Origin of the sequence: Leisingera sp. ANG-S5, assembly GCF_000813925.1 — a bacterium.
Taxonomy (GTDB): Bacteria; Pseudomonadota; Alphaproteobacteria; order Rhodobacterales; family Rhodobacteraceae; genus Leisingera.
On the sequence record NZ_JWLH01000013.1, the window covers coordinates 1 to 24,566 of the forward strand.

General features: G+C 65.0%; 21 protein-coding genes. 10 read left to right on the forward strand and 11 right to left on the reverse strand.

The genetic code is table 11. The features are described 5' to 3' along the window. Nucleotides 1-483: 483 nt before the first annotated feature. The 4 genes from RA25_RS17860 to RA25_RS17875 all read right to left on the reverse strand — a co-directional run bounded on the left by RA25_RS17860 (nt 484) and on the right by RA25_RS17875 (nt 4,543). Nucleotides 484-1,257, reverse strand: a complete 774-nt coding sequence (locus tag RA25_RS17860) for a LamB/YcsF family protein (protein WP_039174215.1) — start codon at nt 1,255-1,257, stop codon at nt 484-486. Beyond that, nucleotides 1,254-2,285 carry a 5-oxoprolinase subunit C family protein gene (locus RA25_RS17865; RefSeq protein WP_039152062.1) on the reverse strand — a complete coding sequence of 344 codons (1,032 nt, stop codon included), beginning with the start codon at nt 2,283-2,285 and terminating at the stop codon, nt 1,254-1,256. The genes RA25_RS17860 and RA25_RS17865 overlap by 4 nt, the downstream gene beginning before the upstream one ends. Beyond that, the gene (locus RA25_RS17870; protein WP_019296445.1) at nt 2,282-3,034 is read right to left on the reverse strand and encodes a 5-oxoprolinase subunit B family protein; all 753 of its coding nucleotides are present in this window, start codon (nt 3,032-3,034) and stop codon (nt 2,282-2,284) included. The genes RA25_RS17865 and RA25_RS17870 overlap by 4 nt, the downstream gene beginning before the upstream one ends. A 111-nt stretch (nt 3,035-3,145) precedes the next feature. Next, the gene (locus tag RA25_RS17875; protein ID WP_039174216.1) at nt 3,146-4,543 is read right to left on the reverse strand and encodes a methyl-accepting chemotaxis protein; all 1,398 of its coding nucleotides are present in this window, start codon (nt 4,541-4,543) and stop codon (nt 3,146-3,148) included. Between the two features lie 446 nt (nt 4,544-4,989). On the opposite strand from RA25_RS17875, the gene RA25_RS17880 reads away from it, so the two are divergent. Continuing rightward, on the forward strand, nt 4,990-6,465 hold the full coding sequence (locus RA25_RS17880) for a sensor histidine kinase (protein ID WP_241477442.1): 1,476 nt from the start codon (nt 4,990-4,992) through the stop codon (nt 6,463-6,465). 1 nt (nt 6,466) lies between these two features. Then, nucleotides 6,467-6,928, forward strand: coding sequence for a response regulator (locus RA25_RS17885; protein ID WP_039174218.1), 462 nt, complete (start codon nt 6,467-6,469; stop codon nt 6,926-6,928). Here the strand turns inward: RA25_RS17885 and RA25_RS17890 are convergent. Next, complete coding sequence (locus RA25_RS17890) at nt 6,925-7,614, reverse strand: alpha/beta family hydrolase (protein WP_039174220.1); 690 nt, start codon at nt 7,612-7,614, stop codon at nt 6,925-6,927. The genes RA25_RS17885 and RA25_RS17890 overlap by 4 nt on opposite strands. Nucleotides 7,615-7,724: 110 nt before the next feature. Beyond that, on the reverse strand, nt 7,725-9,782 hold the full coding sequence (locus tag RA25_RS17895; RefSeq protein WP_039174222.1) for a putative bifunctional diguanylate cyclase/phosphodiesterase: 2,058 nt from the start codon (nt 9,780-9,782) through the stop codon (nt 7,725-7,727). A gap of 325 nt (nt 9,783-10,107) precedes the next feature. On the opposite strand from RA25_RS17895, the gene RA25_RS17900 reads away from it, so the two are divergent. From RA25_RS17900 to RA25_RS17915, 4 genes are read left to right on the forward strand one after another with little or no spacing between them, the layout of a single operon-like run. After that, nucleotides 10,108-10,725 carry a paraquat-inducible protein A gene (locus RA25_RS17900; RefSeq protein WP_039174224.1) on the forward strand — a complete coding sequence of 206 codons (618 nt, stop codon included), beginning with the start codon at nt 10,108-10,110 and terminating at the stop codon, nt 10,723-10,725. Continuing rightward, on the forward strand, nt 10,692-11,336 hold the full coding sequence (locus tag RA25_RS17905) for a paraquat-inducible protein A (protein ID WP_193747992.1): 645 nt from the start codon (nt 10,692-10,694) through the stop codon (nt 11,334-11,336). Before RA25_RS17900 ends, RA25_RS17905 begins: the two co-directional genes overlap by 34 nt. Beyond that, nucleotides 11,323-13,404 (forward strand): MlaD family protein, encoded by a 2,082-nt coding sequence (locus tag RA25_RS17910; RefSeq protein WP_052254287.1) that lies wholly within the window; start codon nt 11,323-11,325, stop codon nt 13,402-13,404. The genes RA25_RS17905 and RA25_RS17910 overlap by 14 nt, the downstream gene beginning before the upstream one ends. A gap of 1 nt (nt 13,405) precedes the next feature. Beyond that, a complete protein-coding gene (locus RA25_RS17915; protein WP_039174226.1) occupies nt 13,406-13,963 on the forward strand; it encodes a PqiC family protein in 558 nt (185 codons plus the stop codon). 44 nt (nt 13,964-14,007) lie between these two features. Here the strand turns inward: RA25_RS17915 and RA25_RS22205 are convergent, their stop codons facing one another. From RA25_RS22205 to RA25_RS17930, 3 genes are all read right to left on the reverse strand, one after another. Next, entirely contained in the window at nt 14,008-15,012 is a 1,005-nt protein-coding gene (locus tag RA25_RS22205) for a peptidoglycan-binding domain-containing protein (protein ID WP_052254288.1), read from the reverse strand. Beyond that, the gene (locus tag RA25_RS17925; RefSeq protein ID WP_039174228.1) at nt 15,009-15,269 is read right to left on the reverse strand and encodes a DUF1127 domain-containing protein; all 261 of its coding nucleotides are present in this window, start codon (nt 15,267-15,269) and stop codon (nt 15,009-15,011) included. Before RA25_RS17925 ends, RA25_RS22205 begins: the two co-directional genes overlap by 4 nt. 65 nt (nt 15,270-15,334) lie before the next feature. Beyond that, nucleotides 15,335-16,291 carry a homocysteine S-methyltransferase family protein gene (locus tag RA25_RS17930; RefSeq protein ID WP_039174230.1) on the reverse strand — a complete coding sequence of 319 codons (957 nt, stop codon included), beginning with the start codon at nt 16,289-16,291 and terminating at the stop codon, nt 15,335-15,337. A 165-nt stretch (nt 16,292-16,456) separates the two neighbouring features. Here RA25_RS17930 and RA25_RS17935 point away from each other — a divergent pair, with 165 nt between their 5' ends. Continuing rightward, nucleotides 16,457-18,022, forward strand: a complete 1,566-nt coding sequence (locus RA25_RS17935; RefSeq protein WP_039174232.1) for a winged helix-turn-helix domain-containing tetratricopeptide repeat protein — start codon at nt 16,457-16,459, stop codon at nt 18,020-18,022. Here the strand turns inward: RA25_RS17935 and RA25_RS17940 are convergent. Further along, nucleotides 17,994-19,034 (reverse strand): hypothetical protein, encoded by a 1,041-nt coding sequence (locus tag RA25_RS17940; protein ID WP_039174234.1) that lies wholly within the window; start codon nt 19,032-19,034, stop codon nt 17,994-17,996. The genes RA25_RS17935 and RA25_RS17940 overlap by 29 nt on opposite strands. A 118-nt stretch (nt 19,035-19,152) precedes the next feature. After that, nucleotides 19,153-19,767, reverse strand: coding sequence for a TetR/AcrR family transcriptional regulator (locus RA25_RS17945; protein ID WP_019296461.1), 615 nt, complete (start codon nt 19,765-19,767; stop codon nt 19,153-19,155). Nucleotides 19,768-19,869: 102 nt separating this feature from the next. On the opposite strand from RA25_RS17945, the gene RA25_RS17950 reads away from it, so the two are divergent. From RA25_RS17950 to RA25_RS17960, 3 genes are read left to right on the forward strand one after another with little or no spacing between them, the layout of a single operon-like run. Next, on the forward strand, nt 19,870-21,018 hold the full coding sequence (locus RA25_RS17950) for an efflux RND transporter periplasmic adaptor subunit (RefSeq protein WP_039174236.1): 1,149 nt from the start codon (nt 19,870-19,872) through the stop codon (nt 21,016-21,018). A gap of 3 nt (nt 21,019-21,021) precedes the next feature. Next, a complete protein-coding gene (locus tag RA25_RS17955; RefSeq protein ID WP_039174238.1) occupies nt 21,022-24,150 on the forward strand; it encodes an efflux RND transporter permease subunit in 3,129 nt (1,042 codons plus the stop codon). Beyond that, nucleotides 24,147-24,563 (forward strand): DUF2141 domain-containing protein, encoded by a 417-nt coding sequence (locus RA25_RS17960; RefSeq protein ID WP_052254289.1) that lies wholly within the window; start codon nt 24,147-24,149, stop codon nt 24,561-24,563. Before RA25_RS17955 ends, RA25_RS17960 begins: the two co-directional genes overlap by 4 nt. Nucleotides 24,564-24,566 lie beyond the last annotated feature (3 nt).

Sequence of the window (24,566 nt, forward strand, 5' to 3'; positions counted from 1 at the left end):
ATCAATGTCAAAGAGCATCACCTCTGAGAGACAACAATCCCGGCTGCGCTCCAATTTCTTGCTGCGCCGCCGTTCCAGCTAACCCTCGGTGGTGACCGTCAGCGCCTCAGCGCCGCCGGTGAGGGGTGTTCTATGGTTAGCGCCGGAGAGTCGCAACCCCTTTTTTGAAGTTTCTATGACTTTTTGCTTGCGGCGGCAATAAATCAATATTTTTCAAGTAGTTATGACCCAGGAAAAGCTGCGCGCGCGGCGGGGAAACGGGCTTTCAGCGGGCCGGGAGAGAACAGGCAGAACCGCCCTTTGATTGCGCCCCACTAGATGTTGGGGGGTATGACCGTAACATATACAAGCCGGACGGAGTCCAGCGAGTCGGCTGGAATCGAATCCGATGGCGCAAGCGCCGCGATTCCCGGGGTTTTCCCGGTCTGAGGCCAAAAAATCTGCCTCAGACCCTGCACCCCCAAGTGCGTCCCTTGCCGCGCCTCAGTCCCGGCGGCCAGGGAATTGCCGGATTGCGATCCCGCCTGCGGTCAGGCTGCTGCGGACGGAGGCGGCGAGTTCCACTGCCTCGGCTGTATCACCATGCAGGCAGATGGTGTCGATCGCCGCCGGGATACGCTTGCCGCTCTCGGTGATGATCGCCCCCTCCCGGACCATTTTCAGGATGCGCGGCCCGGCCAGGTCCGGGTCGTGGATCACCGCCCCCGGCTGCGAACGGTCCACCAGGGTGCCATCGTCATTATAGGCGCGGTCGGCGAAGATCTCGCCGCACCAGTTGCAGCCCAGCTCGCGCACCACCTCTTCCATGGCGGTTGCGGCCAGCACCATGATGATGATGTCAGGGTCCACATCCAGCGCCGCCTCGTAGCAGGCCCGCGCCATTGCGTGATCGACGCAGGCCATATTGGACAGCGCGCCATGCAATTTCAGGTGCCGCACCTGAGTGCCGGCAGCCTGCGCCATGCCCCAGGCGGCGCCCAGCTGATAGCGGATCATATTTGCCAGGGTGCCGTGCGGCACATGCATCCGGCGGCGGCCGAAGCCCTGCAAATCCAGGAACCCCGGGTGGGCGCCGATGCCGACGCCATTGTCCCGCGCCAGCGCCATGGTCCGCGCCATCACATCCGGATCGCCCGCGTGAAAGCCGCAGGCGATATTGGCGGAGGAGACGATGCCAAGAAGCGCGGCATCATCGCCCATATTCCAGGGGCCGAAGCTTTCGCCCATGTCGGCGTTCAGGTCGACTGTTTTGGTCATGCGGTTTCTCCCGTCGCATAAGGGTCCGCCTCCGCCGAGACGGCCCCGCTGATCAATTGATAGGACAGCAGGTCCCGGACCGCCGCAGGATCGCGCACCAGCGGGCGGCAGGCTGCAGGCAGGCCTTTGAGTGATTTTTCGAATTTGGCCTGGATTTCCAGCCCTTCCTCCAGGCTGACCCAGCGAAAGTGCAGCGCAGCGCCGGCTTGGGCCTGTGCCACCTTGGGCAAGTCGCAGGGCAGCACGGTGCCGATGCGGGGATAGCCGCCGGTGGTCTGGCACTCACGCAGCAGCACAAAGGGCTTGCCGTCGCCGGTCATCTGCACATCACCGGGCAGGATCACCTCGGACAGGATATTGAGCTGGCCTTCGGCGGCAAACCCTTCCCCTTCCGAAACCATTTCGACTCCCATCCGGTTGGCGCGGCTGCCGCGGCTGAAACCCGTGGCGGCGAAACGGGCGCGGACCTCTTCCGGGAACAGATGGCTCTGGAAGCTTTCCACGATCCGCAGTTCGCCGCCCTTGAACCGCTCGTCAGCCGCCAGCACCAGCCCGGTTTCACTGTTTTGATCCGGGTCCGCTGGCAGCAGGCCGCCGGCTTCTGCCGTCCGGCCCAGCCCGGCCATCACATGCACGGCACGGGCGCCCAGCAACGGCCCGGTGGCGATGCCGCCGCCAAGATGCAGGTAGCCGTAGACGCCCGAGCGGGCAGCACCAATGGTCAGGCGCTGGCCAGCCTCCATCCGGTGCGAGGCATTCCAGGCCAGTGCTTCGCCATCCAGCGCCGCCGCCATCGGCGCGCCGGTCAGGGCAATGCGCAAGGGGCCGGTGGCCTCAAACTCGCCGCCCATGCCGCCCATTTCCAGCGCCGCCAGACCCGGATCCTGCCGCAAGAGCGCCGCGCCTTCGGCCAGCGCCAGGGTGTCCGCGGCACCGCCCTGGGATATCCCCTGCCCCAGCAGTCCGGGGCGGCCCATGTCCTGCACCGATGCAGCCGGGCCGATGCGGAGAATTTTCAGGCCGCTCATGCTTGGATCTCCTGCGCTGCCGCTCCGCCGCGCAGCGGGTCAGCGTCACAGAGCTTCAGGAACTCCGTCTTGGACACCGGTTCAAACTGCATCTCGTCACCGGGGCGCAAGGCAAAGGGCTGCTCTGCACCCGGCTGGAACAGTGTCATCCCGGTCTGGCCGACATGGCGCCAGCCTGTTGGCGCCGGGTTGGAAAACAGCACGAACTGGCGGATCGCCTGCACCAGCGCACCACGTGGCACCATCGGGGTCAGTTCTGTCTGCCGCGGCAGATCCCATTCCGGCCCCAGGGAGCCGAGGTAGGGCTGGCCGGGCGCAAAGCCGATGGTCAGCACCCGCACCCGCGCCGCACTCAGACTGTCAATGGCTTGCGCTTCGCTCATCCCCGCGGCATCCGCAGCCTCCCCCAGCTGCGGCGCCAGATCGGTGCCGTAAACGGTGGGCACCCGCCAGAACCGGCGCCCTACCGGCAGCGGCGCTTGCAGCCAGTCCTGCACTGCAAGCAGCTCCTGCAGCGCCGCCTCCAGCCTCTCGTGCGGCAGCAGTGACGGTTCAAACCGGACAAAGACCGAAGCCAGCGAGGCCATGGTCTCCACCACGCCCTCCAGCTTCAGCGCCTCAACCGCGGTACGGAAAGCCAGCGCCGCCCGGTTGGAGGCTTCATTCAGGCTGCCGCCGAAGCTGACCAGAATGCCGCTCAGCCCAGCCCGCCGGATCAGCGGATATGCAGCCGCATCCTGGCTGTCCATGTATACACCCCGTCATTTTTGCGGCCAGCGTTGCGGCACCGGCGGGGCGTGTCAACACGTCAATTCAGGTAACTCCGCGAGGCTTCCTGGAACCGGTCTCAATCAGCAGCCTCAGAAGTCATCCCAGCCCTGCGCCGCGGGCAGCGCCTCTGGCGCAGGTGCCGGTGCCGGGCGCTGGAAGGCGATCACATCTGCCGCCGGGGCCGCAGCCCCGCAACCGCTGAACTTGGACACTTCGCGGGTCAGCTGGCTGGCATCGGACGACAGCTGATGGCTGGCGGCAGAGGTCTCTTCCACCATCGCCGCGTTTTGCTGGGTCACCTGATCCAATTGCGAAACACCCAGGTTGATCTCGCTCAGAGACGTAGCCTGCTCCTTGGCACCGGTGGCAATGCCGCTGATGTGACTGGAGATGGTGCCGACGCTGCCGATGATCTGCTTCAGCTCCGCACCGGTGCGGCCCACCAGGTCAACACCGCTGGCCACCTGCTTCTTGCTTTCGCTGATCAGCTGCTTGATCTCGCCTGCTGCCCCGGCAGAGCGCTGCGCCAGCGCCCGCACCTCGGAGGCCACAACCGCGAACCCGCGACCCGCATCGCCGGCCCGCGCTGCCTCAACACCCGCGTTAAGCGCCAGCAGGTTGGTCTGAAAAGCGATGTCATCGATCATGCCGATGATCTTGGCGATTTCCTCCGAGGAATTCTCGATCTGCGACATCGCCGCTACCGCATCCTCAACCACCCGTCCGCTGCGCTCCGCCGCGGTCTTGGCCTCGCTGACGATGCCTTCCACCTTCTCTGCGCCCTCGGCCGCGGAATGCACGGTAGAGGTCAGCTCCTCGATGGCCGCCGCGGTTTCCTCCAGCGTCGCAGCCTGGCTCTCGGTGCGCTGCGACAGGTCGCTGGCCGAACGCGAGATCTCATCCGCCGTGCGCCCCACCGCATCCGATACTTGGGTAACAGCACCAAGTGCCGTTTGCAGCTGCTCAGCTGACCGGTTGAACGCCTCGCCCAGTGCCGCAATATCCGCCTGCTCTGACAATGTGACCCGGACTCCCAGGTCGCCCTGGCTCATCGCGTCCAGCCCGCGCGCAATTTCCTGCAGTCCGCGGCGGCGCACAGTTACTTCTGTTGCGACTTTCACCACCTGCACAACGGTGCCATCCGGCCCTGTAACCGGCGCATATGTTGCCTGAATCCAGATGGTCTCCCCGGTCTTTGTCACCCGCGGAAACTGATCGGTGAACACCCGGCCCGACGCCAGTTCCTGCCAAAACGCCTTATACTCCGCGCTGGCTGCAAGATCAGGTGCGACGAACATCGCGTGATGCTTGCCCGCAATTTCTTCCAGACTGTAACCCATCGCAGCCAGGAAATTGGCGTTTGCGGTCAAAATGGTGCCGTCCGGCTTAAACTGGATCGTGGCCTGGGTGCGGTCGACCATTCCGCCAATGATTTCGGCGCTGCTGGCCTGTTCTGCGGGCTTGGCCGGCTTGGATCTGAAAAACATTCTACCTCTCTGCACGTTCCTGATTCTAAAGGGAGTCGCGCAAAGCTAGCGTCAAACCGAGAGAAAATTCTTAACCCCGGCAGGTTTGCCTCTGCCGCCCCTTGCAGGCCCGGAACGGCCCTGACCGCTCCCCTTTGCAGCACCGCGCAACGCCTTGGCCGCAGCCTCCGTGAGGACAGCATCAAAAAGCACGCCGCAACCACCCTGAGTTGTGCGTATTTGCAATTTGATAACCAGGGTCAGCTCTCATGGCCCCAATCAGAACAGAAGACCGCAGAACAGCCGCCTCACTGTTGGCATGCGCTCATCCTCAAGAACAACCTTAGATTGCATTTTTCTTGATATGGCGGACTGAAACTGTAACGTGATCAGGCAATCAGCCCGCGGCAAACCATCGCTTTTGCCGGGTTTCTGGCATCTGCATCGAAAAAGGGACCGCAACAGATATGACATTTGCCCCCCAAACCCGCGCCCATCAGCAGCCGCTCTGGCCCCTTTCGACTGAACAGCGCGCCCATTTTGCTGCAGCCTTTATGGTAGCCGCCGGGTTTCTGTTCGACTACCTGACACCGCTGGGGGTAGCGGCCGGGCTGATCTATGCCGGGGTTGTCCTCTGCACCATCTGGGCAGAAAAACCCGAAACCGCCTATGTCTATGCAGCAGCGGCAACCGCACTGACATTGCTTGGCTATGTGCTGTTTCACCGTGCAGGCATCAACGAATGGGTCGTTCTGACCAACAGAGGGCTGACAGTTCTGGCGCTTTGGGCCTTTGCCTATGTCGTCTGCCGCCAGAAAACCGCTCTGATTTCCCTGGAACGCAAACAGACTGAGCTCACGGCGATACACGACAACAGTATCGAAGGGATGATCACCATCGACACCCAGGGCAGAATTCAGGACTTCAACCGCGCCAGCCAGAAGATCTTCGGCTACAGTGCTGCGGAGGTGGCAGGCAAGAACATCAGCATGCTGATGCCATCCCCCCACCGGGCGGGACACGACGGCGACATCAGCACCTATTTCAAAACCGCGCAGCCAAAATTCATCGGCGCCGCCCGCGAGGTGCAGGGCCAGCGCAAGGACGGCAGCATCTTCCCGCTCACGGTATCCGTAAGCGAGGTCCGGGTGGGTAATCACATCCTGTTCAGCGGCATTGTCCGCGACATCACCGAACAGAAGCGCAAAGAGGCGGAGCGGGAAAAATTTATTGAGGACCTTTCCCGGTCAAACCGGGACCTGGATGAGTTTGCCTATGTGGCCTCGCACGATCTGCGGGCACCATTGCGGGTGATCGACAATGCCTCCACTTGGCTGGAGGAGGATCTGGCGGAAACCCTGGACGAGGACAGCCGCGAAAACCTGCAGCTGCTCCGCTCCCGGGTGTCACGGATGGACCGGCTGCTCGACGACCTGCTCGAATACTCCCGGATCGGGCGCAAGACCGACCACCGGTACCAGCAGCAGATGCCGGGGTCTGAGCTGATGCAGGAGGTGCTGCTGCTGGTTGACCAGCCGGAGGGTTTCACGATCCGCATAGACCCCGCATTCGAGGGCATCCAGCTGGTGAACATGCCGCTGAAACAGATCTTTGCCAACCTCATCTCCAACGCGATCAAGCACAGTGAATCCGGCACCGGCGCCGTGGATGTGACGCTGCAGGATGGAGGCAGCCACTGGGTTTTCTCAGTGGCTGACGACGGTCCCGGCATCGAAGCAAAATACCATGAGCAGATCTTCAAGGTGTTCCAGACCCTGCAGTCGCGGGACAAGGTGGAGGGCAGCGGCATGGGCCTCTCCATTGTTCAGAAACATGTGCAGCAGGCGGGCGGCACGATCTCCGTGCAGTCCGCTTTGGGGGAGGGGTGCACATTCCGCTTCACCTGGCCCAAGCAGCGGCCCGCCGCAACGGAGGGCAACTGACATGCAGGGCTGTACCGGCGCTCCCCCCCTCCAGAAAGAGCTGAAGATCCTGCTGGTGGATGACGATGACGGCGATGCCAAGGCGGTGCGGCGCGCCTTCCGCAAGGCCAACATCGCAAATGAAATCACCCGGGCCATTGATGGCATCGACGCGCTGGACCTCCTTCGCGGCACCGGCGGCCAGGCCAGATTGAAACCGCCCTATGTGCTGCTGGCCGATATCAACATGCCCCGGATGAACGGTATCGAGCTTGTCAAGGAGCTGCGCAATGACCCGGACTTGCACAGTTCGGTGGTGTTCTTTCTGACCACGTCCAGCGATCAGCAGGACATTGCAGCAGCCTACAACCTGAACGCCGCGGGCTATATCGCCAAGGAAACCGCCGGGCGCGATTTCCTGCAGCTTGTCAACATGATGGACCGTTATTGGCGGATCATCGAACCGCCTGCACCGGAACACTAACCGCCGGGTGCACGGCCTCTGCTCCCGGGCCTGCCCGCACTTTCCTGCGCCAGCTCCTTGGCCCAGCCGGCAGCCGCCGCGCAGGCCGCCTCCAGATTGTGCTCCTGCCCGAATCCGGTCACCGTCTTGCGCGGCTTCAGATCGTGGTCACCATCCTCCAGCCAGCACAGGCTGATTGCAGGCGGCAGCGCGTAGCCCGCCACGTCTTCCCGGGTGCCGAAGGGATCGCGGCTGCCCTGACAGACCAGCGCAGGCGTTTTCAGCGTCTCCAGATGCGCTGTCCGCAACCGCTCAGGCTTGCCCGATGGATGAAACGGGTAGCCAAGGCAAAGAAGGCCGCAGATGCGCCCTTCAGCGAAGAGCCCGTCAGCAACCAGGCTCGCCACCCGGCCTCCCATGGATTTACCGCCGATGATCAGCGGGCCCTCGCAGGCGAAACGGCTGACCGCGCTGAGAAACTCCGCCTGCAGCAGGTCCACCTTTGGCGGCGGCCGTTTCACCCCGCCGCTGCGCCGCGCCGCCATATAGGCAAATTCAAACCGCGCCACCCGCAGCCCCCGGCTTGCAAGGCCCGAAGCGATTGCCGCCATGAACGGAGTATCCATGGGCGCCCCCGCGCCATGTGCCAGCAGAACGGTCGGACAGCCATCGCCGCCGCCGTCCAGAAGAAAATCAATATCCGCCAAACCCGTGCTCCCCGCAACCGCCCGGCCGGGAGACTAGCAGCTTGCCGCAGGCGCTGCATCCCCTGCGGCAGTTTCACTCCGGACCGCCGCCCCGGGACCCTGGCCTTGCGTCACGCCGAGTGCTTCCTGACGTCACCGCCTTCGCCGCAGGCAATCCGCCGCATTTCCTCCTGGCTCATCGGAGTCCCGAAATAGAACCCCTGGACAGAGGCGCATTTCTCCGCCTGCAGGAAATGCAGCTCATCCTGGTCTTCCACCCCTTCGGCCAGAACCGGAATGTTCAAGGCAGACCCAAGCAGCAGCGTCGAGCGGACAATGGCCGCGCTCTGCGCGTTCCGGTGCACGCCCTTCACAAAACTCTGGTCGATCTTGATCTTGTCGAACGGAAAGGTTTGCAGGGTGGCCAGCGAGGAATAGCCGGTGCCGAAATCATCCATCGCAATGCGGACACCGTAGTCTTTCAGCTGATGCATGACCTTCAGGGTATGCGCCTGGTCGTCGATGATGCTGGACTCGGTGATTTCCAGCTCCAGCCGCTCCGGCGACAGGCCGGTTTCCAGCAGAATATCCATCACATCCTCGACAAAGGACGGCTGCACCAGCTGCTGCGGCGCGACATTGACCGCCACCTGAAACGGCCGTTCCCATGTTGCCGCCTCCTTGCAGGCTTCCCGCAGGACCCAATGGCCGATCTCGCGGATCAGGCCGGTTTCCTCAGCCACCGGGATGAACTCGCTCGGCCCGACACGGCCGCGGGTGGGATGGTTCCAGCGCAGCAGCACTTCAAAGCCAACCGGCTCCAGGCTCGTGATGTCATTCTGCAGCTGGTAGGCCAGCTCGAACTGCCCGCCGGCGCAAGCCAGCCGCAGATCGTGGACCAGCTGCAGCTTTTCCCGGCTCTGGCGGTCCATGTCCTCGCTGAACTGGCAGATCGCACCAGACGGATCTGATTTGGCCCGGTACATCGCCAGATCGGATTTGTGCAGCAGCTCCAGCGGATCGCGGCCCTCCTTCAGGCTGGTGGCCACCCCGATGGCCGCGCCCACCCGGACCGAAACATCCGCCAGGTCGATCGGCTCGATGACCGAGGCGTGCAACCGTTCGGCAAAGGCCAGCACCTGCTCGATCCGCCGGAACCCCTGTTTGACCGCAACAAACTCATCGCCCCCAACCCGCGCGATATACTCATCCGGCCCCTGCTGCCGGGTCAGCCGCAGGGCCACAGCTTGCAGCACCTGGTCGCCAACCGCGTGGCCATGCAGGTCGTTCACCTCCTTGAACAGGTTCAGGTCGATGGTCAGCACCGCCGCGCGTTCGGTCTCGTCCTTCTGCAGGCGCTCCGCCAGATCGGCGAGGAACTGAGTCAGCCACATCCGGTTGGGCATTCCGGTCAGCGGATCGTGCAGGGCCGCATGCGCCAGTTTCCGCCGCGCTTCGCTCTCAACATTGGTCTCGATGCTGGCAGAGGCGAAGCCGACCAGCAGGATCAGCCCCATCACCCCGAAAATCAGCATTCCCATCACCGCATCCGAAATGACTTCCTCAGGCACGTCCACCAGCGGGCTGAGCCGGACATTGATGGCGCTCATGCCGGTGAAATGCATGCCGCAGATGGCCCCCACCAGCAGCACCGTTGCCAGCACCCAGTTCCGCCTGCCCAGCCCCGGCCGGGCGGCGAAGATGTAGCCCCAGGCGCCCAATCCCATGCCTATTGCAAGCGACAGTGCCCGGTAGCCAGGTTCCCACTGCAGCTCGCCCGGGATCAAATAGGCCTGCATGCCCGTGTAATGCATCACGGAAACCGCCAGCCCGAACACCGCCCCGGCCAGCAGCGCCGCATGGCGCCCGGTACCAAAGGCCAGCACCGTGTTGGCCGCCAGCACCCCCAGCACCCCTGCCAGCAGCGACAGGCCGGTCACCAGCGGTTCATAGCCATGCTCAAACCCAGGCTCATAGGCCAGCATCGCAATGAAATGCGTCGACCAGATTGTTGCCCCGGCGATCATGCTCGACAGGCCCAGCTGCACCAGCCGCCGCCGCTCCCGCGCGCCATTCAGCCGGTTGGTCAGGCGCACGCTCAGGCAGACCCCGGTGACACAGACCAGGGCCGCGACGGCCACAAGCACATAGTTGTGCTGCTGCGTTAGGCAATCCAGAATACGGTACATCGGTTTCTCCAGGGCCGGCTTACACTGCAACAGCCAGAATTCCGCCGAAACCTTAAGGAATGGCGAAATCGGCGGCGCCGGCAGTGCCGCCAGCCTCCTGCATTTATTGCAAATACCAGGCTATTGCCTGCCTGCGCCCGCCGCCGGTCCGCGCACTCAGCTGCAGATACGGCCTCCGCGCAGCTGCGCACAACCGGCCCACCTGCCCTGCCTGCCGGCAAAAACCGATTGAAATTCTTGCGTTCCAGGCCTCAAGTGGGCGACAGGACACCAGCCGCTGCCAGGGAGGCGCAGCGGCCTGCGTCCGCGACCGGAGACAGGTAGAATGGACTCTAAACAGCTGATTGCCTGCCCCACCTGCGACGTGCTGCACCGCGACCAGGACGTGCCTGCCCATTCCGTGGCCCGCTGCGCCCGCTGCGGCACGGTGCTGGCGGCGCCGAAGTCCGGCGCCATGACCCGGATTGCGATGCTTTCGCTGACTGCGCTGATCCTGCTGGCCGCCGCGGCGGTCTTTCCGTTTCTGGAGCTGAGCGCCCAGGGTCTGTCGCATCAGGCGTCGGTTCTGGACGCAGTGCTGGCCTTTTCACAAGGCCCGATGGCGCCCCTGTCGCTGGCAACCGGCTTGCTGATCGTGCTGCTGCCCGCCGCACGTTACGGCGCACTTGTCTATACCCTGGCGCCGATGGCCCTGGGCTGGCGCCCCGCCCCGCACGCCTTCGCCGCCTACCGCTGGGCCGAACGGCTGAAGCCCTGGGCAATGGCGGAGATTTTCATCATCGGTGTGGCCGTGGCCCTGGTCAAAGTCTCCGGCCTGGCACGGGTCGGGCTGGGTCCGGCCTTCTGGGCTTTTGCCGCCCTTCTGGTGGTGACCATCCTGACCGATAACGCAATTTGCAGGCTGACCGTATGGAAGACCCTCAGAACCCGCAGCGTTTCCTGACCGCAGCGGCGGCGGGGCTGGCCGGCTGCCGCGCCTGCGGCGCCGCCAACCCGGGTCGCGCACAGGCCTGCGCCTGCTGCGGCAGCCCGCTGCAACCCGCCGCTGCATACAGCTTGCAGCGGGTCTGGGCCTGGCTGGCCGCCGGGCTGATCGCCTATGTGCCCGCCAATCTCTACCCGATGCTGCGCACCACCGCATTTGGCCGCACCTCCGAGAACACCCTGATCGGCGGCATCGCCGAACTGTTCAGCCACGGCTCCTATGCCGTGGCGCTGATTGTGTTCCTGGCCTCCATTGTGATCCCAGTCGCCAAATTCCTGGCCATCGGTTACCTCGCAGTCTCGGTCCGCAGGCCCGCGGCCCTTGGCAGCCACGGCCGCCTGGTGCTTTATGAGGTGGTTGAATTTATCGGGCGGTGGTCGATGATTGACGTCTTTGTGGTGGCCATCCTGACCGCCCTGGTGCAGCTGGATTTTGCCGCTGCCATCGCCCCCGGCATGGCGGCGGTCAGTTTTGCAATATCGGTTGCCTTCACCATGCTGGCCGCCCAGAGTTTTGATCCGCGCCTGATCTGGGCTGCGGAAAGCGAGAATTTGAATGACCACGCCTGATCCCGCCCCGATGCAAGTCTCCGCCCGGCGCCCCTCACCCTGGCGCAACCTGTCGCTGGTCTGGCTGGTGCCTCTGGCCGCCCTGCTGGTGTCGCTAGGGGTAGCCTGGCAGGCCTATTCCGACCGCGGTGTGCTGATTTCCATCAGCTTCGAAAACGCCTCCGGCATTGCCGCCAATGAAACCACCGTGCGCTACCGCGACGTGGTGATCGGCCGGGTTGAGAAGGTTGGCTTTTCCAGTGATCTCAGCAAGGTTTCCGTGCAGGCCCGCATCGACAAGGATGTCGCCCCCTATCTGGATGCAGATGCTGCCTTCTGGGTGGTCCGCCCGGAAGTCTCGGCGCGCGGCATCTCCGGCCTCAGCACCGTGCTGTCGGGCGTCTACATCGAAGGCAGCTGGGATCAGGACCCCGGCCTCCCGCAGACCGTATTCGAGGGCGCTGACCGGGCGCCGCTGGCACAGCCAGGACGCGGCGGGCGGCGGATCACCCTGCGCACCGACGACGGGCGGATGGTGTCCGAAGGCGCACCGGTGCTGTTCCGCGGCATTGAGGTCGGACGCCTGGAAAAGCCGCGCCTGACGGTCAGCGGCGACAGTATCGTCGTTGATGCCTTCATCGAGGCGCCGCATGACCGCCGCATCAACTCCGCCACCCGGTTCTGGGACAGCTCCGGCTTCTCAGTCTCGATTGGCCCCAGCGGCTTGTCGCTGGACGTGGACAGCATCGCCTCGCTTGTGGCCGGCGGCATCGAATTCGGCTCCGTGTTCGACGGCGGCAATCCGGTCGGCCCCGGCACCGTCTTCGACATCCACACAGACGAGGCCGCGGCCCGCCGCACCGCTTTTGCCCGCACCCTGTCCGGCGGCGTCGCCGTCTCGGTCGCCTTTGACGAGTCCGTCGCGGGTCTTGCCAGCGGCGCCGCCGTTCAGCTGCGCGGCGTCAAGGTGGGCGAGGTCAGCAGCCTCAACGCCTCCATCCGTGACAGCGGCGAGGCTGAGGTGCAGCTGATTGCCAAGCTGCTGCTGGAACCGGCGCTGATGGGCCTGCCGCGCGGCGCGGGCGAGGCCGAGGCGCTCGATTTCCTGGAACAGGCGGTCGAAAACGGCCTGCGCGCCCGGCTTGCCTCCGCCAGCCTCTTCAGCTCTGAGCTGATCGTCGAGCTGGTCACCCTGGAAGACGCCGCACCAGCGGATTTTGCCCGCAATGCCGAACCGTTCCCGCAGCTGCCCAGTGCGCCGTCGAACCTGCCGGATTTCACTGCCACCGCCGAAGGCATGCTGGACCGCATCAACGCGCTGCCGGTCGAGGAGCTGATGGCCCAGACCATCGCCACCCTTTCCAGCATTGAAAATCTGGCCGCCGCTGACAGCACCCGGCAGGCGCCCGCCGCCGCCCTGGCGCTGCTGGAAGACACCCGCGCGCTGGTCACCGATCCCGGGACCCGCGCCCTCCCGGGTGAGCTGCAGGCAGCAGTGGCCGATATGCGCGCCCTTCTGGCAGAGCTGCAGCAGGGCCGCGCCGCTGCCAATCTCGCGTCGGCGCTGGAAAAGGGCAGCGAAGCCGCGGCCGGCATTGCCGATGCCGCAGAGGATCTGCCCGCGCTGATCACCGCCTTCAACGCCCTGGCGGCCAAGGCCAATTCGCTGGAAACCGAAGAGCTGATCCGCTCTGCCCGCCAGCTGATGATCAGCGCCGACGCGCTGATCGGCACTGAGGACGCCCGCGCCCTGCCCCCGGCCCTGACCAGCGCGCTGGAGGAGATGCAGGCCACGCTGGAGGAACTGCGCCAGGGCGGGCTGGTGGAGAACGCCAATGCCACCATGGCCTCTGCCCGCGGGGCCGCCGACACAGTGGCCGCCGCTGCCGAAGGCCTGCCTGCGCTCTCGGCCCGGCTGGAGCGCCTTGTGGCCCAGTCCGAAGCGCTGATCGCCTCCTACGGCGCCCGCTCCAGCTTCAACTCCGAAACCTTGGACGCGCTGCGCGAGATCAGAACCGCCGCCCGCGCGGTTTCGCAGCTTGCGCGCAAGATCGAACGCGACCCGAATTCCCTGCTGTTTGGAAGATAAGATGATTAAACGCCTGCCTTTGCTGATCCCTCTTGCCCTGCTGGCGGCCTGCGCCGGCGGCAACGATCCCCGATATCTGATTTCCTCCGCCCCCGGCGAAACCGTCGCCAACCTGCGCGCCCGCTCGATCGAGGTTCGGCTGGTTTCACTCCCCTCCTACGCTGCGGCCTCTGACATTGTCGCCGAGGGCGAAGGCGGCGCGCTGTTTGCGCTGGATGGCGCGCAATGGGCGGATGACCCGGCCCGCGGCATGACCGCAGCCTTGGCCCGCGGCCTCAGCGAGCGCACCGGCGCCGCCGCAGCCATCGAACCCTGGCCGCTGAACACCGGCCCGGACGTGCGCCTGGATGTGCGGGTGGATCAGGCCTATGCCCGCGCCGACGGGTTGTTTGAGCTTTCCGGCCAATTCGCCGTTTCCTCACCCGAAGGCACCGTGCGGGAATTCGTGCAGCGCTTCGATATCGCCACGCCGGTCAGCGGCGAAGGTGCCGCCGCCACCGCTGATGCGCTGTCCCTTGCACTGGCAGAGCTGGCCCGGCAAATATCCCGGGCCATGTAGCAGCGCATCACTGGACGTTGGAGACCCCTCGTATTGCGCTGCCTTCAGGCTGAAAACCCGATCATTTTCCTGTGCCGCTTCTCAATCCCCCAGCAGGACTTAAGCTGGGCAATGCAGATGCGGGCAAGCTGCAGCAGCTTGGCGTATTGCGTCTTGGCCTTCTTCGCGATTTTCAGCAGCTCATCATCACGCACTTCGGTGAATTTGCGTTCAAAAGCCTCCTTGGTTTCGTTGAGAACCGCAAACTGCACTTCGTACTCGACATAGGCATTGTCTGTTTTCGACAGCATCTTTAGCGCCTCTTTGGCAAACTTGTGGACCTCAGGGTCTGCATGGCCGTAGCAGTCGCTATAAATCTCCTGCATCCGTTCCTTGACCGCCCTTAACCTCTGAGCGTTGCGGTTGAAGATCTTGCTGTAATCGGGCACTGGCCAGACCACCCGCCCGCGCTTGCTGATTGCGCTTTTGGTCTCGGATTCGATGCGGCCGATCTCGATGATATGGCCATAAAAGGCCGCGGACTGCTTGCTGAACAGATCCATCGTCTTCTTGGCCTGTGCGATCAGGGCCTGGCGTTTTCTGATCTCGGAGGCAGGCAGCTTGTCAAAGCGGTGCTGCAGAAAGTCCGCATCGCACAGCGGATTGACCACACCGGCATAAACCGTGTCCAGCCGCTCGCCCGCCGCCAGCATTTCGTCATGCAGCACGCGGATGGAATAGGCCTTGTGCCCGGATGCCAGAACAAGACCCGCCTTCACGGTCTTGCGGGCCTTCATGTAGTGCTTGTCAACCTCCCGGCGCTCCGGCAGCAGGTCCGGCAGCGGCCACGTCACCGCCTTGCGGCCCAGCCCCAGCGCCGCCAGGGTATCGGTCCCGGCAATGCCGCTGGCCTTCAGGCGGGCTTTCTTCTGGAACGCCTTGACCGCTCCTTCCGTCTTGCTGCCGAACTTGCCATCGGTTTTCAGCGCGGGTTTTGCACCGGCAGTGTTCAAGGCGCGCTGCAGCGCCTTGACCTGGGGCCCCTTGGACCCGTTCTTCAGCGTGCTCATGGCCGGAACTCCCAGTAAACATCCCGTCCGCGGCGCAGCTGGCCCCTGACATCGTGCCGTTCAAGCCCGATATCCTTCAGCAGCCGGGCATCAAGCTGTTCCAGATGCGCAATGTCCCGCCGCAGCTTCCATTCGCGGATCACCCGATTGAGCAGGCGCGCCCACAGGCCCGTCCGTCCCGGTGCCCGGGTCCCCGAAGTGCCGCCCGGAAGCCGCAGGTAATCAGATTGCGTGTAAGTGGTCTGGTAGAGTTTCATGTCCTATCTCCCTTGAAGGCCGGAGCGGGCTGCCGCTCCAGTCCGTTTCGTGTCCGGTTGAGGCCTCAGCCCGCCGCGGCGGCGGTATGGCGGCCGGCCGTGCAGACGTGTTCGACATGGCGGTGATCGGTGCCGCAGCAGCCGCCGACGACAGTCAGATTGGGCAGCAGATGCGCCAGATCCCGGTGCAGCGCGCCGAACTCCTGCGGATCGCCGTCATCCAGCTCCTCCGCCTCGTCCAGCTCGGCATGCGACAGCCGCGACGCATTGGCCCGCAGGCCGCGGATGCGGGCGGTCCACTTGCCGCCCTCGGCCAGCACGCCGGCGAAATGGTCGGGATGCGCGCAGTTGATCATGAAGTAGGCTGCCGCACCGCCGGTCTCGGCATCGACCTGTTCGACGGCGCCGCGCAGGCTCTGGCCCGAGGGCAGCCGGCCATCGGTTTCCACCGTGAAGGAAATCACCGCCGGAATTGCGGCGCTGCGGGCCGCTTGGACGATGCCGATGGCTTCCTCCGCATAGGTCATGGTGATGGCAGAGACCATGTCGGCACCCATTGCGGCGAACCATTCAACCTGCGTCTGGTGATAGGCTTCCGCCTCCTCCGCGGTCAGGATTTCGCTGGGCGCATAGCCATCGCTGTGCGGCCCGATCACCCCGTTGATGACAAAGGGCGACTGCGGCGTCTCCAACGCGTCGCGCAGATCCCGCAGGGTTGCGACCGAAGTACGGTGAACTGCCTCCAGCTGCTCCCTGCCAACTCCCAGTTCCGCCGCCCACCGCGGACTGGCGCGCCAGGTCGGCGTGTCCATCACAAAGCCGCGGCGGTTGCGGACCGCCAGGTCGGCAAACCCGCGCATGTAGCGGGCGATGGCCTCCCTGCCCTCGCGGGTCTCCAGCGCCATGAAGGCGGCAAACAGCGGCAGGCTGATCCCCTCATGGAACACCAGCGTTGTTTCCAGCCCGCCATCGGCGATCATTTGCTGGCCATTCAATTGCGGCAGCGCGTCACGGTATTTCATCTGCTTTCTCCAATTCTGCAGCCCGGGTGCGGGCAATGTCGTGCAGCATCTGGATAGGCGCCGGCGCGGGCTCAGACTTGCGCAGGATCTGAGCTTTTCCTGAGAAACCCTGAGCCTTCGCGCTAAGTACTTGCCTGCAAAGCCAGTCCGGAACCGGGAAACAGCATGAAATTCACCTTCAATGATTGCGAGCTCGACACCGGCCTGTTTCAGATTTCGCGCGGCGGGGTCCGGCAAAGCCTGACACCGCAGACCCTGCAGCTGCTGGAATACCTGATCCGCAACCGGGACCGGGTGGTGCTGAAGGACGATCTGGCCGGCGCGGTCTGGGACGGCCGCTTCATCACCGATGCGACCCTGTCAACCGCGATCAAGGAAGCCCGCCAGGCCGTCGGCGACAATGGCCGCGACCAGCACACCATCCGCACTATTCACGGCAAGGGCTTCCGGTTTGTGGCGCCGGTTGCGGAACCTGCCAGGGCCGCCCATCCTGCCGCCCGCAGCGGCCAGACTGTTCTGGCGGTGCTGCCGTTCCGCTGCCTGGGCAGCGGCGAGGACAACGCCTTTGTCGGCGAATGCCTGACCGAGGACACCATCGCCAGCCTGTCCCGGTTCCGCGAGTTCACCTTGCTGTCGCACCGCACAACGGAACAGCTTGCAACGGACGGTATCTCAAACGCAGAGATGAGCCAGGCACATGGCGTTTCGCATGTTATCGAGGGCAGCGTCCGGCGCTCGGCAGAGCACTTGCGGGTGACGGTTCAGGTGACCGAAGCCGCCAGCGGCCATCTGGCCGCAACCGAGCAATTCGACCGCGGCGGCGGCACTGGCGGCCTCTTCGATATTCTTGAGGACATCGCACGGCTGATTGCCGGGCGCCTCGGCAGCCGCCATGGCGAAATGGCGGAGCAGATCGCCCAGGCCGCACCGGCAGGGCGCAGCCGGTCCTGGGACACCCTGCGCCTGATCTCCCGCTTCTACGAATATTACCGCTGCTACGACCCCGCGATCCACGCAGAGGCCCGCGACGGCCTATGCCAGGCACTGGAATCGGACACTGAGTCAGCCGAGGGCTGGGCGGCCTACGCCATGCTTCTGCTGGAAGAATACCGCTATCATATCAACCCGCGTCCGGATACTGACGCGCTGGCACTCTGCGCGGCAGCGGCGCGCCGGGCCGTGGCCTGCGACAGCCTGAATGCCTTTGCGCAGATGACGCTGGCGCTGGCGATCTTTTATCAAAAGGACATTGCAGGCTTCCGGGACGCTGCCGGCCGCGCTCTGGCACTGAACGCCGGCCATTGCGATGTACTGGCAGAAATCGGCTCCTGCTACCTGTTCCTCGGCGAATACGACCGCGCGGTTGAACTCCTGGACCGGGCCATCGACCTCAGCCCGGTGCACCCCGGCTGGTACCACTACGCCCGCTGCTGGCTCTATGCCAGCCAGGGGTTTTTCGAAGCGGCACTGGTCGAGGTGGAGCGGGTCCCGATGCCAGAGTTTTTCTGGTACCAGGCGCATCTGGCGTGGCTGCACGCGGAGCTGGACAACATGCAGGCCGCCGCCCGGGCGGTGGCGCAGATGCGGCAGATGTTCCCCGAGTTCGAGCAGGTGGCGCTTCAGGAACTGGAGCTGACCAACATCAGCGCCGAACACGGCGCGGCGGCAATCAATGGCTGGCGGAAAGCCGGGCTCAACATCGCTACCGGGCCGTCCCTGACCCCGCCCTGAGCACCCCCGGAACCGCAACCGCGCCTGAGACCGCAACCGCAACCGCCAGCGCCGGATATCCGCCAAGGGCAACCAGCAGGCTGCCCGCACCGCCGCCGAGCGCAAATCCCAGCAGATACCGCGCCATCCCGAATGGCGGCGAGTCCGTGGCTTCCAGATACAGCGGAAAGAACAGGAACAGCCCGAAGGCATTGCACAGGATCATCAGCCCCAGCGCGGTTTCGGAAAAGGCAGCATAAGTCAGCCCGCCCGCCAGCGCCGCGATCAGCAGCCCGGCAAGCTGCAGCCAGCGCCGCAGACGGCTGGAGGCTAGGCCCGCAAGAAAAGACCCAAGCGCCGAGAACAGCAGGCTGGCCGCCAGCCAGCCGCTCAGGCTGCGGACACCCAGATCAATGGCAAACAGTTCCAGCAACGCCCAATAGGCACCCATCAAAACAAAAAAGGGAAACAGGCTGATGTCCCGCGCCCAGGCAAAAGCTCCGTAATCCGGGCGGCCTCCTGCCGGCACGGAACGCACCAGAATGGCCAGTTGAAGACCCGCCAAGGCAGCCAGGAACGGCAGCGAATTCAATCCCGCCAGTGCCAGAAAGACCAGCAGCACAAAGGACACCACGCACCCCAGGCTCATGCCATACCCGAACACCCGCAGCGCCTTTTGGCTGTGCAGACCAAGGGACAGGGGAACAGACAGCACCACACCCATCGAAACGCCGGCCAGAACAGACCCTGCAACAAGAGAGGCCAGTCCGAAGACCGGAACCGCGGCAGCGCCAATCACGCAGGCCAGGACGGTCCCGGCGGCGATCCTTGGCCCGGACGGCCGCGGCAAACCCGGCCCGGCCAGGCAGCCGGCCGTCGCAGACAGAAGCAGCAGGCTCGCTACCAGTCCCGCCGCGGTGCTGCTGCCGCCGCTTTTTTGCGACAGCTCCGCCAGCCAGACCGGCATCGTGTTCAGCACGGTCACCGCGTAACCGATCAGCAGGATGGGAATCTTGGTCTCTGGATCGCGCAAATGTCCTGTTGCCCCGGTTCCGTGCCGCATGGCCGGGCAGGCAAACCGCCTGCCAGCCCCAAAGACTATAGCTCCCTGCGCCCATACCGCCAGAACGGACGCCCGGCCCGGCAGGCGCTTACGGCGCCAGGACGGCCGCGGAAACAAAATCCCACAGCCCTTTTTGAACCTTGCGCATGGGCAGTTTGCTCAGCACGCAACGGTATGCGCTGCCCTCCGCCACCTCGATGATCAGCTGTGCCGTCTCCCCCGGATCGGGCAGGCGGCGCAGGCCGCCTTCGGCAATTCCGCGCTCCAGCACCGCCGTCAGCGCGGCGGCCAGCTGCTCCCGGTTGTCCATGAACATCGCGGCAATGTCGGGCTTGCGAATGGCCTCGCCGGAAATCTCCAGCGTCAGGATCACGGTATCCGGATCCGCCAGGTATTTGGCATAGGCCGCCACAAACTTTTTCAGAACCTTCGGCGCCGGGGCCGGGCCGGCCAGCATCTTCAGAAACGGCGCCAGTTCCAGCCGCTCCAGCGCCGCGATTTCTGCCAGCACGTCATGCTTGCCCGGGAAGTGATTATAAAGATTGCCCAGGCTTACCCCGGCCTTCTTCGCAATATCCCGCACTCCGGTCTGGTGATAGCCGTTCTCCAGAAAGCACTCCAGCGCCGCCTCCAGGATCTGCGCCCGGCGCTGTGCAATTGCCTTCTCCCGTTTCGATGCGGCCTTGTCTTCTCCGGCAGGCATTTTTTCGGAACACTCCTTGAACGAACGATCGTTCACTGTATATGCCAGATAACACCGCCCCGCAAGGGGCAGTGATTCTGGTTTCGGCGGGAAAGGCAGCAGATGGCAAACACAACACCCAAGGCTCCGGTGCGGCGCGGCAGGCAATGGCTGTGGCTGGCCGTTTCGGTGGCGGTCCTGGCCGCAGTTGTCCTGCTGCTGTTTGAGACCGAGGACACCGCCGATGTGACCCGCACGGCAGCGCCGCCGCCTGCCCCCGCGGTTTCGGTCATTGCGGTTTCGCCCGCCCCGGCCCGGGCTATTGTCTCCGCCTACGCCGAGCTGCGCCCGCGCTGGGATGCTGAACTGCGCTCTGCGGTCTCCGGCCGGATCCTAGCGGTGCACGGCGGTGCACTGGCCGGCGCCCGGGCCGCCGAAGGCACGCCGTTGTTTTCCATCGAGAAAACCCGCTATGAAACCGCCGTTGCCGCGGCTGAACTGTCTCTGGAACAGGCCCGGTTTTCGTTGCTTCAGGCCCGGAACAAGGTGACCGTCGCCCAGCGGCAGTTTGCCCGCGACGGCGCCAGCCCGCCCAATGACCTGGCGCTTCACCTGCCGCAGCTGAGGATCGCCGAACGCAACGTGGCCGCCGCCAAGGCGCAGCTGCAGACCGCGCAGCGCGATCTGGCGGATTGCGAGGTGACGGCCCCCTTCTCCGGGTTTGTCACCCGCCGCCTGGCCAGCCTCGGCCAGACCGTAAACGCGGGCGATCCCCTGCTGCAGCTGGCCGACGACCGCCAGTTCGAAATCACCGCCGGGCTGAGCCAGGAGGACTGGAAGCTGCTGCAACAGCCCGTCACCGGCCAGATGGCGGAGCTTTACCACCGCAACGGCCAGCCCCTCGGCCAGGCCCGGATCCGCCAGGGCGGCGGATTCCTCGATCAGAAAACCCGCCAGATGCGCATCTTTCTGGAGGTCACGGACCCGCAGCAGGCGGTGCTCGCGGGCGACTTCCTGCGCGTTGCCCTCCGCGGGCGGGAGCTTTCCAGCACCCTCACCCTGCCCGAAGGCACATTGACCCGGGCCGGGCATATCTGGCTGGTCGACGGCGCCGGCCTCCTGCAGCGCATCACCCCCAGGGTTCTGTTCCGGCACGGCGGAAACATCATCATTGACGCACCCGAGGGCACCGGCCCCTGGCTGGTGGCCCGGACACCGCTGGCCTCCTTTCTGCCCGGCCAGCGCGTCAGCCCGAAACCGGCGGAGGGCTGAACCATGCACGCCCTGACCGCCTGGTTCATCCGCAACCCCGTCGCCGCCAACCTGATGATGGCACTGATCCTGTTCCTCGGGGTGCAGACCCTGATGTCGATCCGGATCGAAGGCTTCCCGCGCATCCCGCCGGAAAGCGTCGAAATTTCCATCGAATACCCAGGCGCCACCGCCGCCCAGGTGGATGAGCTGGTGACGCAAAAAGCCGAACAGGCGCTCGAAGGCCTGGAGGGTGTGCGCAGCATCACCTCGCTGTCGGCCAACGGCCTCAGCACCATCTCTGTCCGCCGCGCGGGCGGCGAGAAACTGCAGGCGGTGCTGGACCGGGTCCGCATCCGCATCGACGGGCTGGCCGATCTGCCGGACAAGGCCCGCCGCCCGGTGATCGAGGCGTCAGGCTTCGACTTCCCGGCGCTTTACGTGAACCTGCACGGCCAAGCCGGCCCCGCCACCCTGCAAACCCTGGCCCAACGGCTGAAGGAGGAGCTGCTGGCCCAGCCGGAACTGTCGCGGCTCAAGGTCTGGGGCCTGATCCCGCGCGAGCTGCGGATCGAGGCGGACCCGGAACGGCTGCGCCAGTACGGGCTGACCGCCGGCGATGTGTCTGCCGCGATCCAGTCAAACTCGCTGACCTACCAGGCTGGCCAGCTGCGCACCCAGGATGGCACCATCCACCTGCGCGCCGACAACCGGGCCCGCTACGCGCCGGAATACGGCGCCCTGCCGGTGATCGAACGCGAGGACGGCTCGCATGTTCCGCTGCGCGACATCGCCACAATCGAGGACGGCCACCTGGAGGGCGACTTCCTGTTCCGCCTCAACGGCAGCCCCACCGTCGGCATGGAGGTGCTGGTCGGGCAAAAGGAAAACCTGCTGGAAATCAGCCGCGTTGTCCGCAGCGTGGCAGCGGATTTCGAACGCCACCTGCCGCCCTCGGTCCAAATTGAGGTCTGGGGCGACAGCGCCGGCTACATCGCCGACCGGCTGGCCCTGCTCAAATCCAACGGCGTGCAGGGGCTGATCCTGGTGGCGCTGATGCTCTCGGTTTTCCTGAACGTGCGGCTCGCCTTCTGGGTGGCAATGGGCATCCCGATCTCGGTCATGGGCGCCATCGCGGTGGCCGGGTCGAAATGGGTGGACTACTCGCTGAACGACGTAACCACCTTCGGCCTGATCCTCGCCCTTGGGATCCTGGTCGACGACGCGGTGGTGGTCGGCGAAAGCGTGTTCGAGGAACGCCGCAAGGTGAAAGACCCGGTAGAAGGCACCGAAAAAGGCGTGCACAAGGTCGCCGTGGCAACCGTCTTTGGCGTGCTGACCACCATCGCCGCCTTCTTCCCGATGCTGCTGATCGACAACCCGCTGGGCAAGGCGCTGGCCGGTTTCTCCGGCATCGTGATCCTGGCCCTGATCTTCTCCCTGATCGAAAGCAAGTTCATCCTGCCCGCGCATCTGGCCCATGTGCCGCTGCAGCCGCGCCGCCGCTATCTGCTCAGCCGCCTGTGGGGCCGCATCCAGGACGGGGCGCGGGGCGGGCTTTGCTGGGTCCGCGACAGGGTTTACCAACCGCTTCTGGTGGTCTCCGTGGCCTACCGATACGCCGTCCTGGTGCTGTTCATTGCCGCGGCCTGTCTGGGACTTGGGCTGATGGTGAAGGGCAAGGTCCGCACCGTTTTCTTCCCTGAGGTCCCGGGCCAGGTCATTACCATGAACCTGGAAATGGACGCCCGCGCGCCCTTTGCCCTGACCCGCGCAAATGTCGACCGGATCGAGGCGGCGGGCCATGCGCTGAACCGGGAACTGGCCGAAAAGGCCGGGATGGAAACCCCACCGGTCAAAACCTTCTTCACCATCATCAGCAGCGCAGGCAGCGCCCAGATCTATGCCGAGATGCTGCCGGTGGCAGACCGCCCCGATGTCCCGATTCTGGACGTGGTCCGCCTGTGGCGCGAACGCACCGGCGCGGTCGAGGGCGCAACCGAGCTGGATTTCACCGGCTCCGAGGAGCTGGCAGGCGGCTTCCGCATCCGCCTGATGTCCAAGGACGAAGACCTGCTGCGCCAGGCCAGCGCTGAGATGCGCGCCTTCCTTGGAGGCATCGAAGGGGTGTCCAGCATCCGTGACGGGATGGCTGGCGGCCAGCCGGAATTGAAGCTGCGCCTGCGCCCCGACGCCCGCAATCTCGGTTTCACCGCGGAAACCCTGGCCAGCCAGATCGGCAACGGTTTCGGCGGTGCCGAAGTTGCCCGCATCCGCCGCGACGGGTCAGAAATCCGGGTGCTGGTGCAGAACAACCGCGCGGCCCGCGATACCATCAGCGACCTGATGCAGCTGCGCCTGCGCAGCAACACTGGCGCCTGGGTGCCGCTGGGGACCGTCGCTGATATCGAGGGCAGCTATGTCTCCGGCTTGATCCACCGCCGCGACGGGCGGCGGGTCAACACCGTGGCGGCAGCAATCGACCGCGCAGTGGCCGCGCCCGGCGAGGTCGGCCAGGCCGTATTCGAACAGCTGGTGCCGCAGCTGGCCGCCAAATACCCCAGCGTCCAAATCGCCGCCGCAGGCGAGCTGGAGGAGACGGAGGAAATTCAGGGCGGGCTGCTGCGCGCACTGATCCTCGCGGCGGTGCTGATCTATGTGCTGATGGCGGTGCCGCTCCAAAGCTACTGGCAGCCCTTCGTGATCCTAGCCATCGTGCCCTTCGGCTTTGTCGCCGCCGCCGTCGGGCATCTGATTATGGATGTGCCGCTGTCGCTCTTGTCATTCTTCGGAATGCTCGCGCTCACCGGCGTGATCGTGAATGACAGCCTGGTGATGATCACCCGCTACAACCAGGCCCGCGAAGGGGGCGGGACAGTTGCCGGCGCCCTGCATCAGGCGGGCATTGGCCGCTTCCAGGCGATCTTCCTGACCACCGCCACCACTGTGATCGGCCTGCTGCCGCTGCTGTCGGAAACCTCCGAACAAGCGCAATACCTGATCCCCGCCGCGGTCTCGCTGGCCTTTGGCGAGCTGTTCGGCACCGCCTTGATGCTCATTCTTGTGCCGGTGCTGATCGCCATCGCAGAAGACATTATCGCCCTCTTCCGCCTCCCCCCTTCCCCGCAACCTGAACACAGGAAACCCGCATGACCCGCTTCCTCACCCTCGCCGCCGTTCTGACAGCCCTCTCCTCCCCCGCCTCGGCCGAGGGTCTGCGCCTCACCATCGACGGCATCCGCAACAGCCAAGGCAATATCCTGATCGCTGTCTTCAGCGAGGCCAAGGCCTACGAAACGCTGGACTTCTGGCAGGCCGAAGCCTTTGCCGCGGTCCCCGCCCGGCCTGGCAGCACCGCGCATGCCTTCCCGGATCTGACCGCAGGCCCCTATGCGGTGGTTCTCTTTCACGACGAAAACGGCGACGAGGACCTGAACTTCAACGGCGGCCGGCCGCTCGAAGGCATCGGCGTTTCAGGCGCCAGCAGCCCGCAGGACGAACCCGGTTTCGCCGAAGCCTCGGTTGGCCCGGGCAATACCACGATCCATGTGTTTTACGGCGGGTGAAGG

Excerpts from the sequence above, each read along its gene's own strand:
- RA25_RS17860 (WP_039174215.1), bottom strand. The coding sequence starts at position 1,257 with ATGACCAAAACAGTCGACCTGAACGCCGACATGGGCGAAAGCTTCGGC.
- RA25_RS17865 (WP_039152062.1), bottom strand. The coding sequence starts at position 2,285 with ATGAGCGGCCTGAAAATTCTCCGCATCGGCCCGGCTGCATCGGTGCAG.
- RA25_RS17870 (WP_019296445.1), bottom strand. The coding sequence starts at position 3,034 with ATGGACAGCCAGGATGCGGCTGCATATCCGCTGATCCGGCGGGCTGGG.
- RA25_RS17875 (WP_039174216.1), bottom strand. The coding sequence starts at position 4,543 with ATGTTTTTCAGATCCAAGCCGGCCAAGCCCGCAGAACAGGCCAGCAGC.
- RA25_RS17880 (WP_241477442.1), top strand. The coding sequence starts at position 4,990 with ATGACATTTGCCCCCCAAACCCGCGCCCATCAGCAGCCGCTCTGGCCC.
- RA25_RS17885 (WP_039174218.1), top strand. The coding sequence starts at position 6,467 with ATGCAGGGCTGTACCGGCGCTCCCCCCCTCCAGAAAGAGCTGAAGATC.
- RA25_RS17895 (WP_039174222.1), bottom strand. The coding sequence starts at position 9,782 with ATGTACCGTATTCTGGATTGCCTAACGCAGCAGCACAACTATGTGCTT.
- RA25_RS17900 (WP_039174224.1), top strand. The coding sequence starts at position 10,108 with ATGGACTCTAAACAGCTGATTGCCTGCCCCACCTGCGACGTGCTGCAC.
- RA25_RS17905 (WP_193747992.1), top strand. The coding sequence starts at position 10,692 with ATGGAAGACCCTCAGAACCCGCAGCGTTTCCTGACCGCAGCGGCGGCG.
- RA25_RS17910 (WP_052254287.1), top strand. The coding sequence starts at position 11,323 with ATGACCACGCCTGATCCCGCCCCGATGCAAGTCTCCGCCCGGCGCCCC.
- RA25_RS17915 (WP_039174226.1), top strand. The coding sequence starts at position 13,406 with ATGATTAAACGCCTGCCTTTGCTGATCCCTCTTGCCCTGCTGGCGGCC.
- RA25_RS22205 (WP_052254288.1), bottom strand. The coding sequence starts at position 15,012 with ATGAGCACGCTGAAGAACGGGTCCAAGGGGCCCCAGGTCAAGGCGCTG.
- RA25_RS17925 (WP_039174228.1), bottom strand. The coding sequence starts at position 15,269 with ATGAAACTCTACCAGACCACTTACACGCAATCTGATTACCTGCGGCTT.
- RA25_RS17930 (WP_039174230.1), bottom strand. The coding sequence starts at position 16,291 with ATGAAATACCGTGACGCGCTGCCGCAATTGAATGGCCAGCAAATGATC.
- RA25_RS17935 (WP_039174232.1), top strand. The coding sequence starts at position 16,457 with ATGAAATTCACCTTCAATGATTGCGAGCTCGACACCGGCCTGTTTCAG.
- RA25_RS17945 (WP_019296461.1), bottom strand. The coding sequence starts at position 19,767 with ATGCCTGCCGGAGAAGACAAGGCCGCATCGAAACGGGAGAAGGCAATT.
- RA25_RS17950 (WP_039174236.1), top strand. The coding sequence starts at position 19,870 with ATGGCAAACACAACACCCAAGGCTCCGGTGCGGCGCGGCAGGCAATGG.
- RA25_RS17955 (WP_039174238.1), top strand. The coding sequence starts at position 21,022 with ATGCACGCCCTGACCGCCTGGTTCATCCGCAACCCCGTCGCCGCCAAC.
- RA25_RS17960 (WP_052254289.1), top strand. The coding sequence starts at position 24,147 with ATGACCCGCTTCCTCACCCTCGCCGCCGTTCTGACAGCCCTCTCCTCC.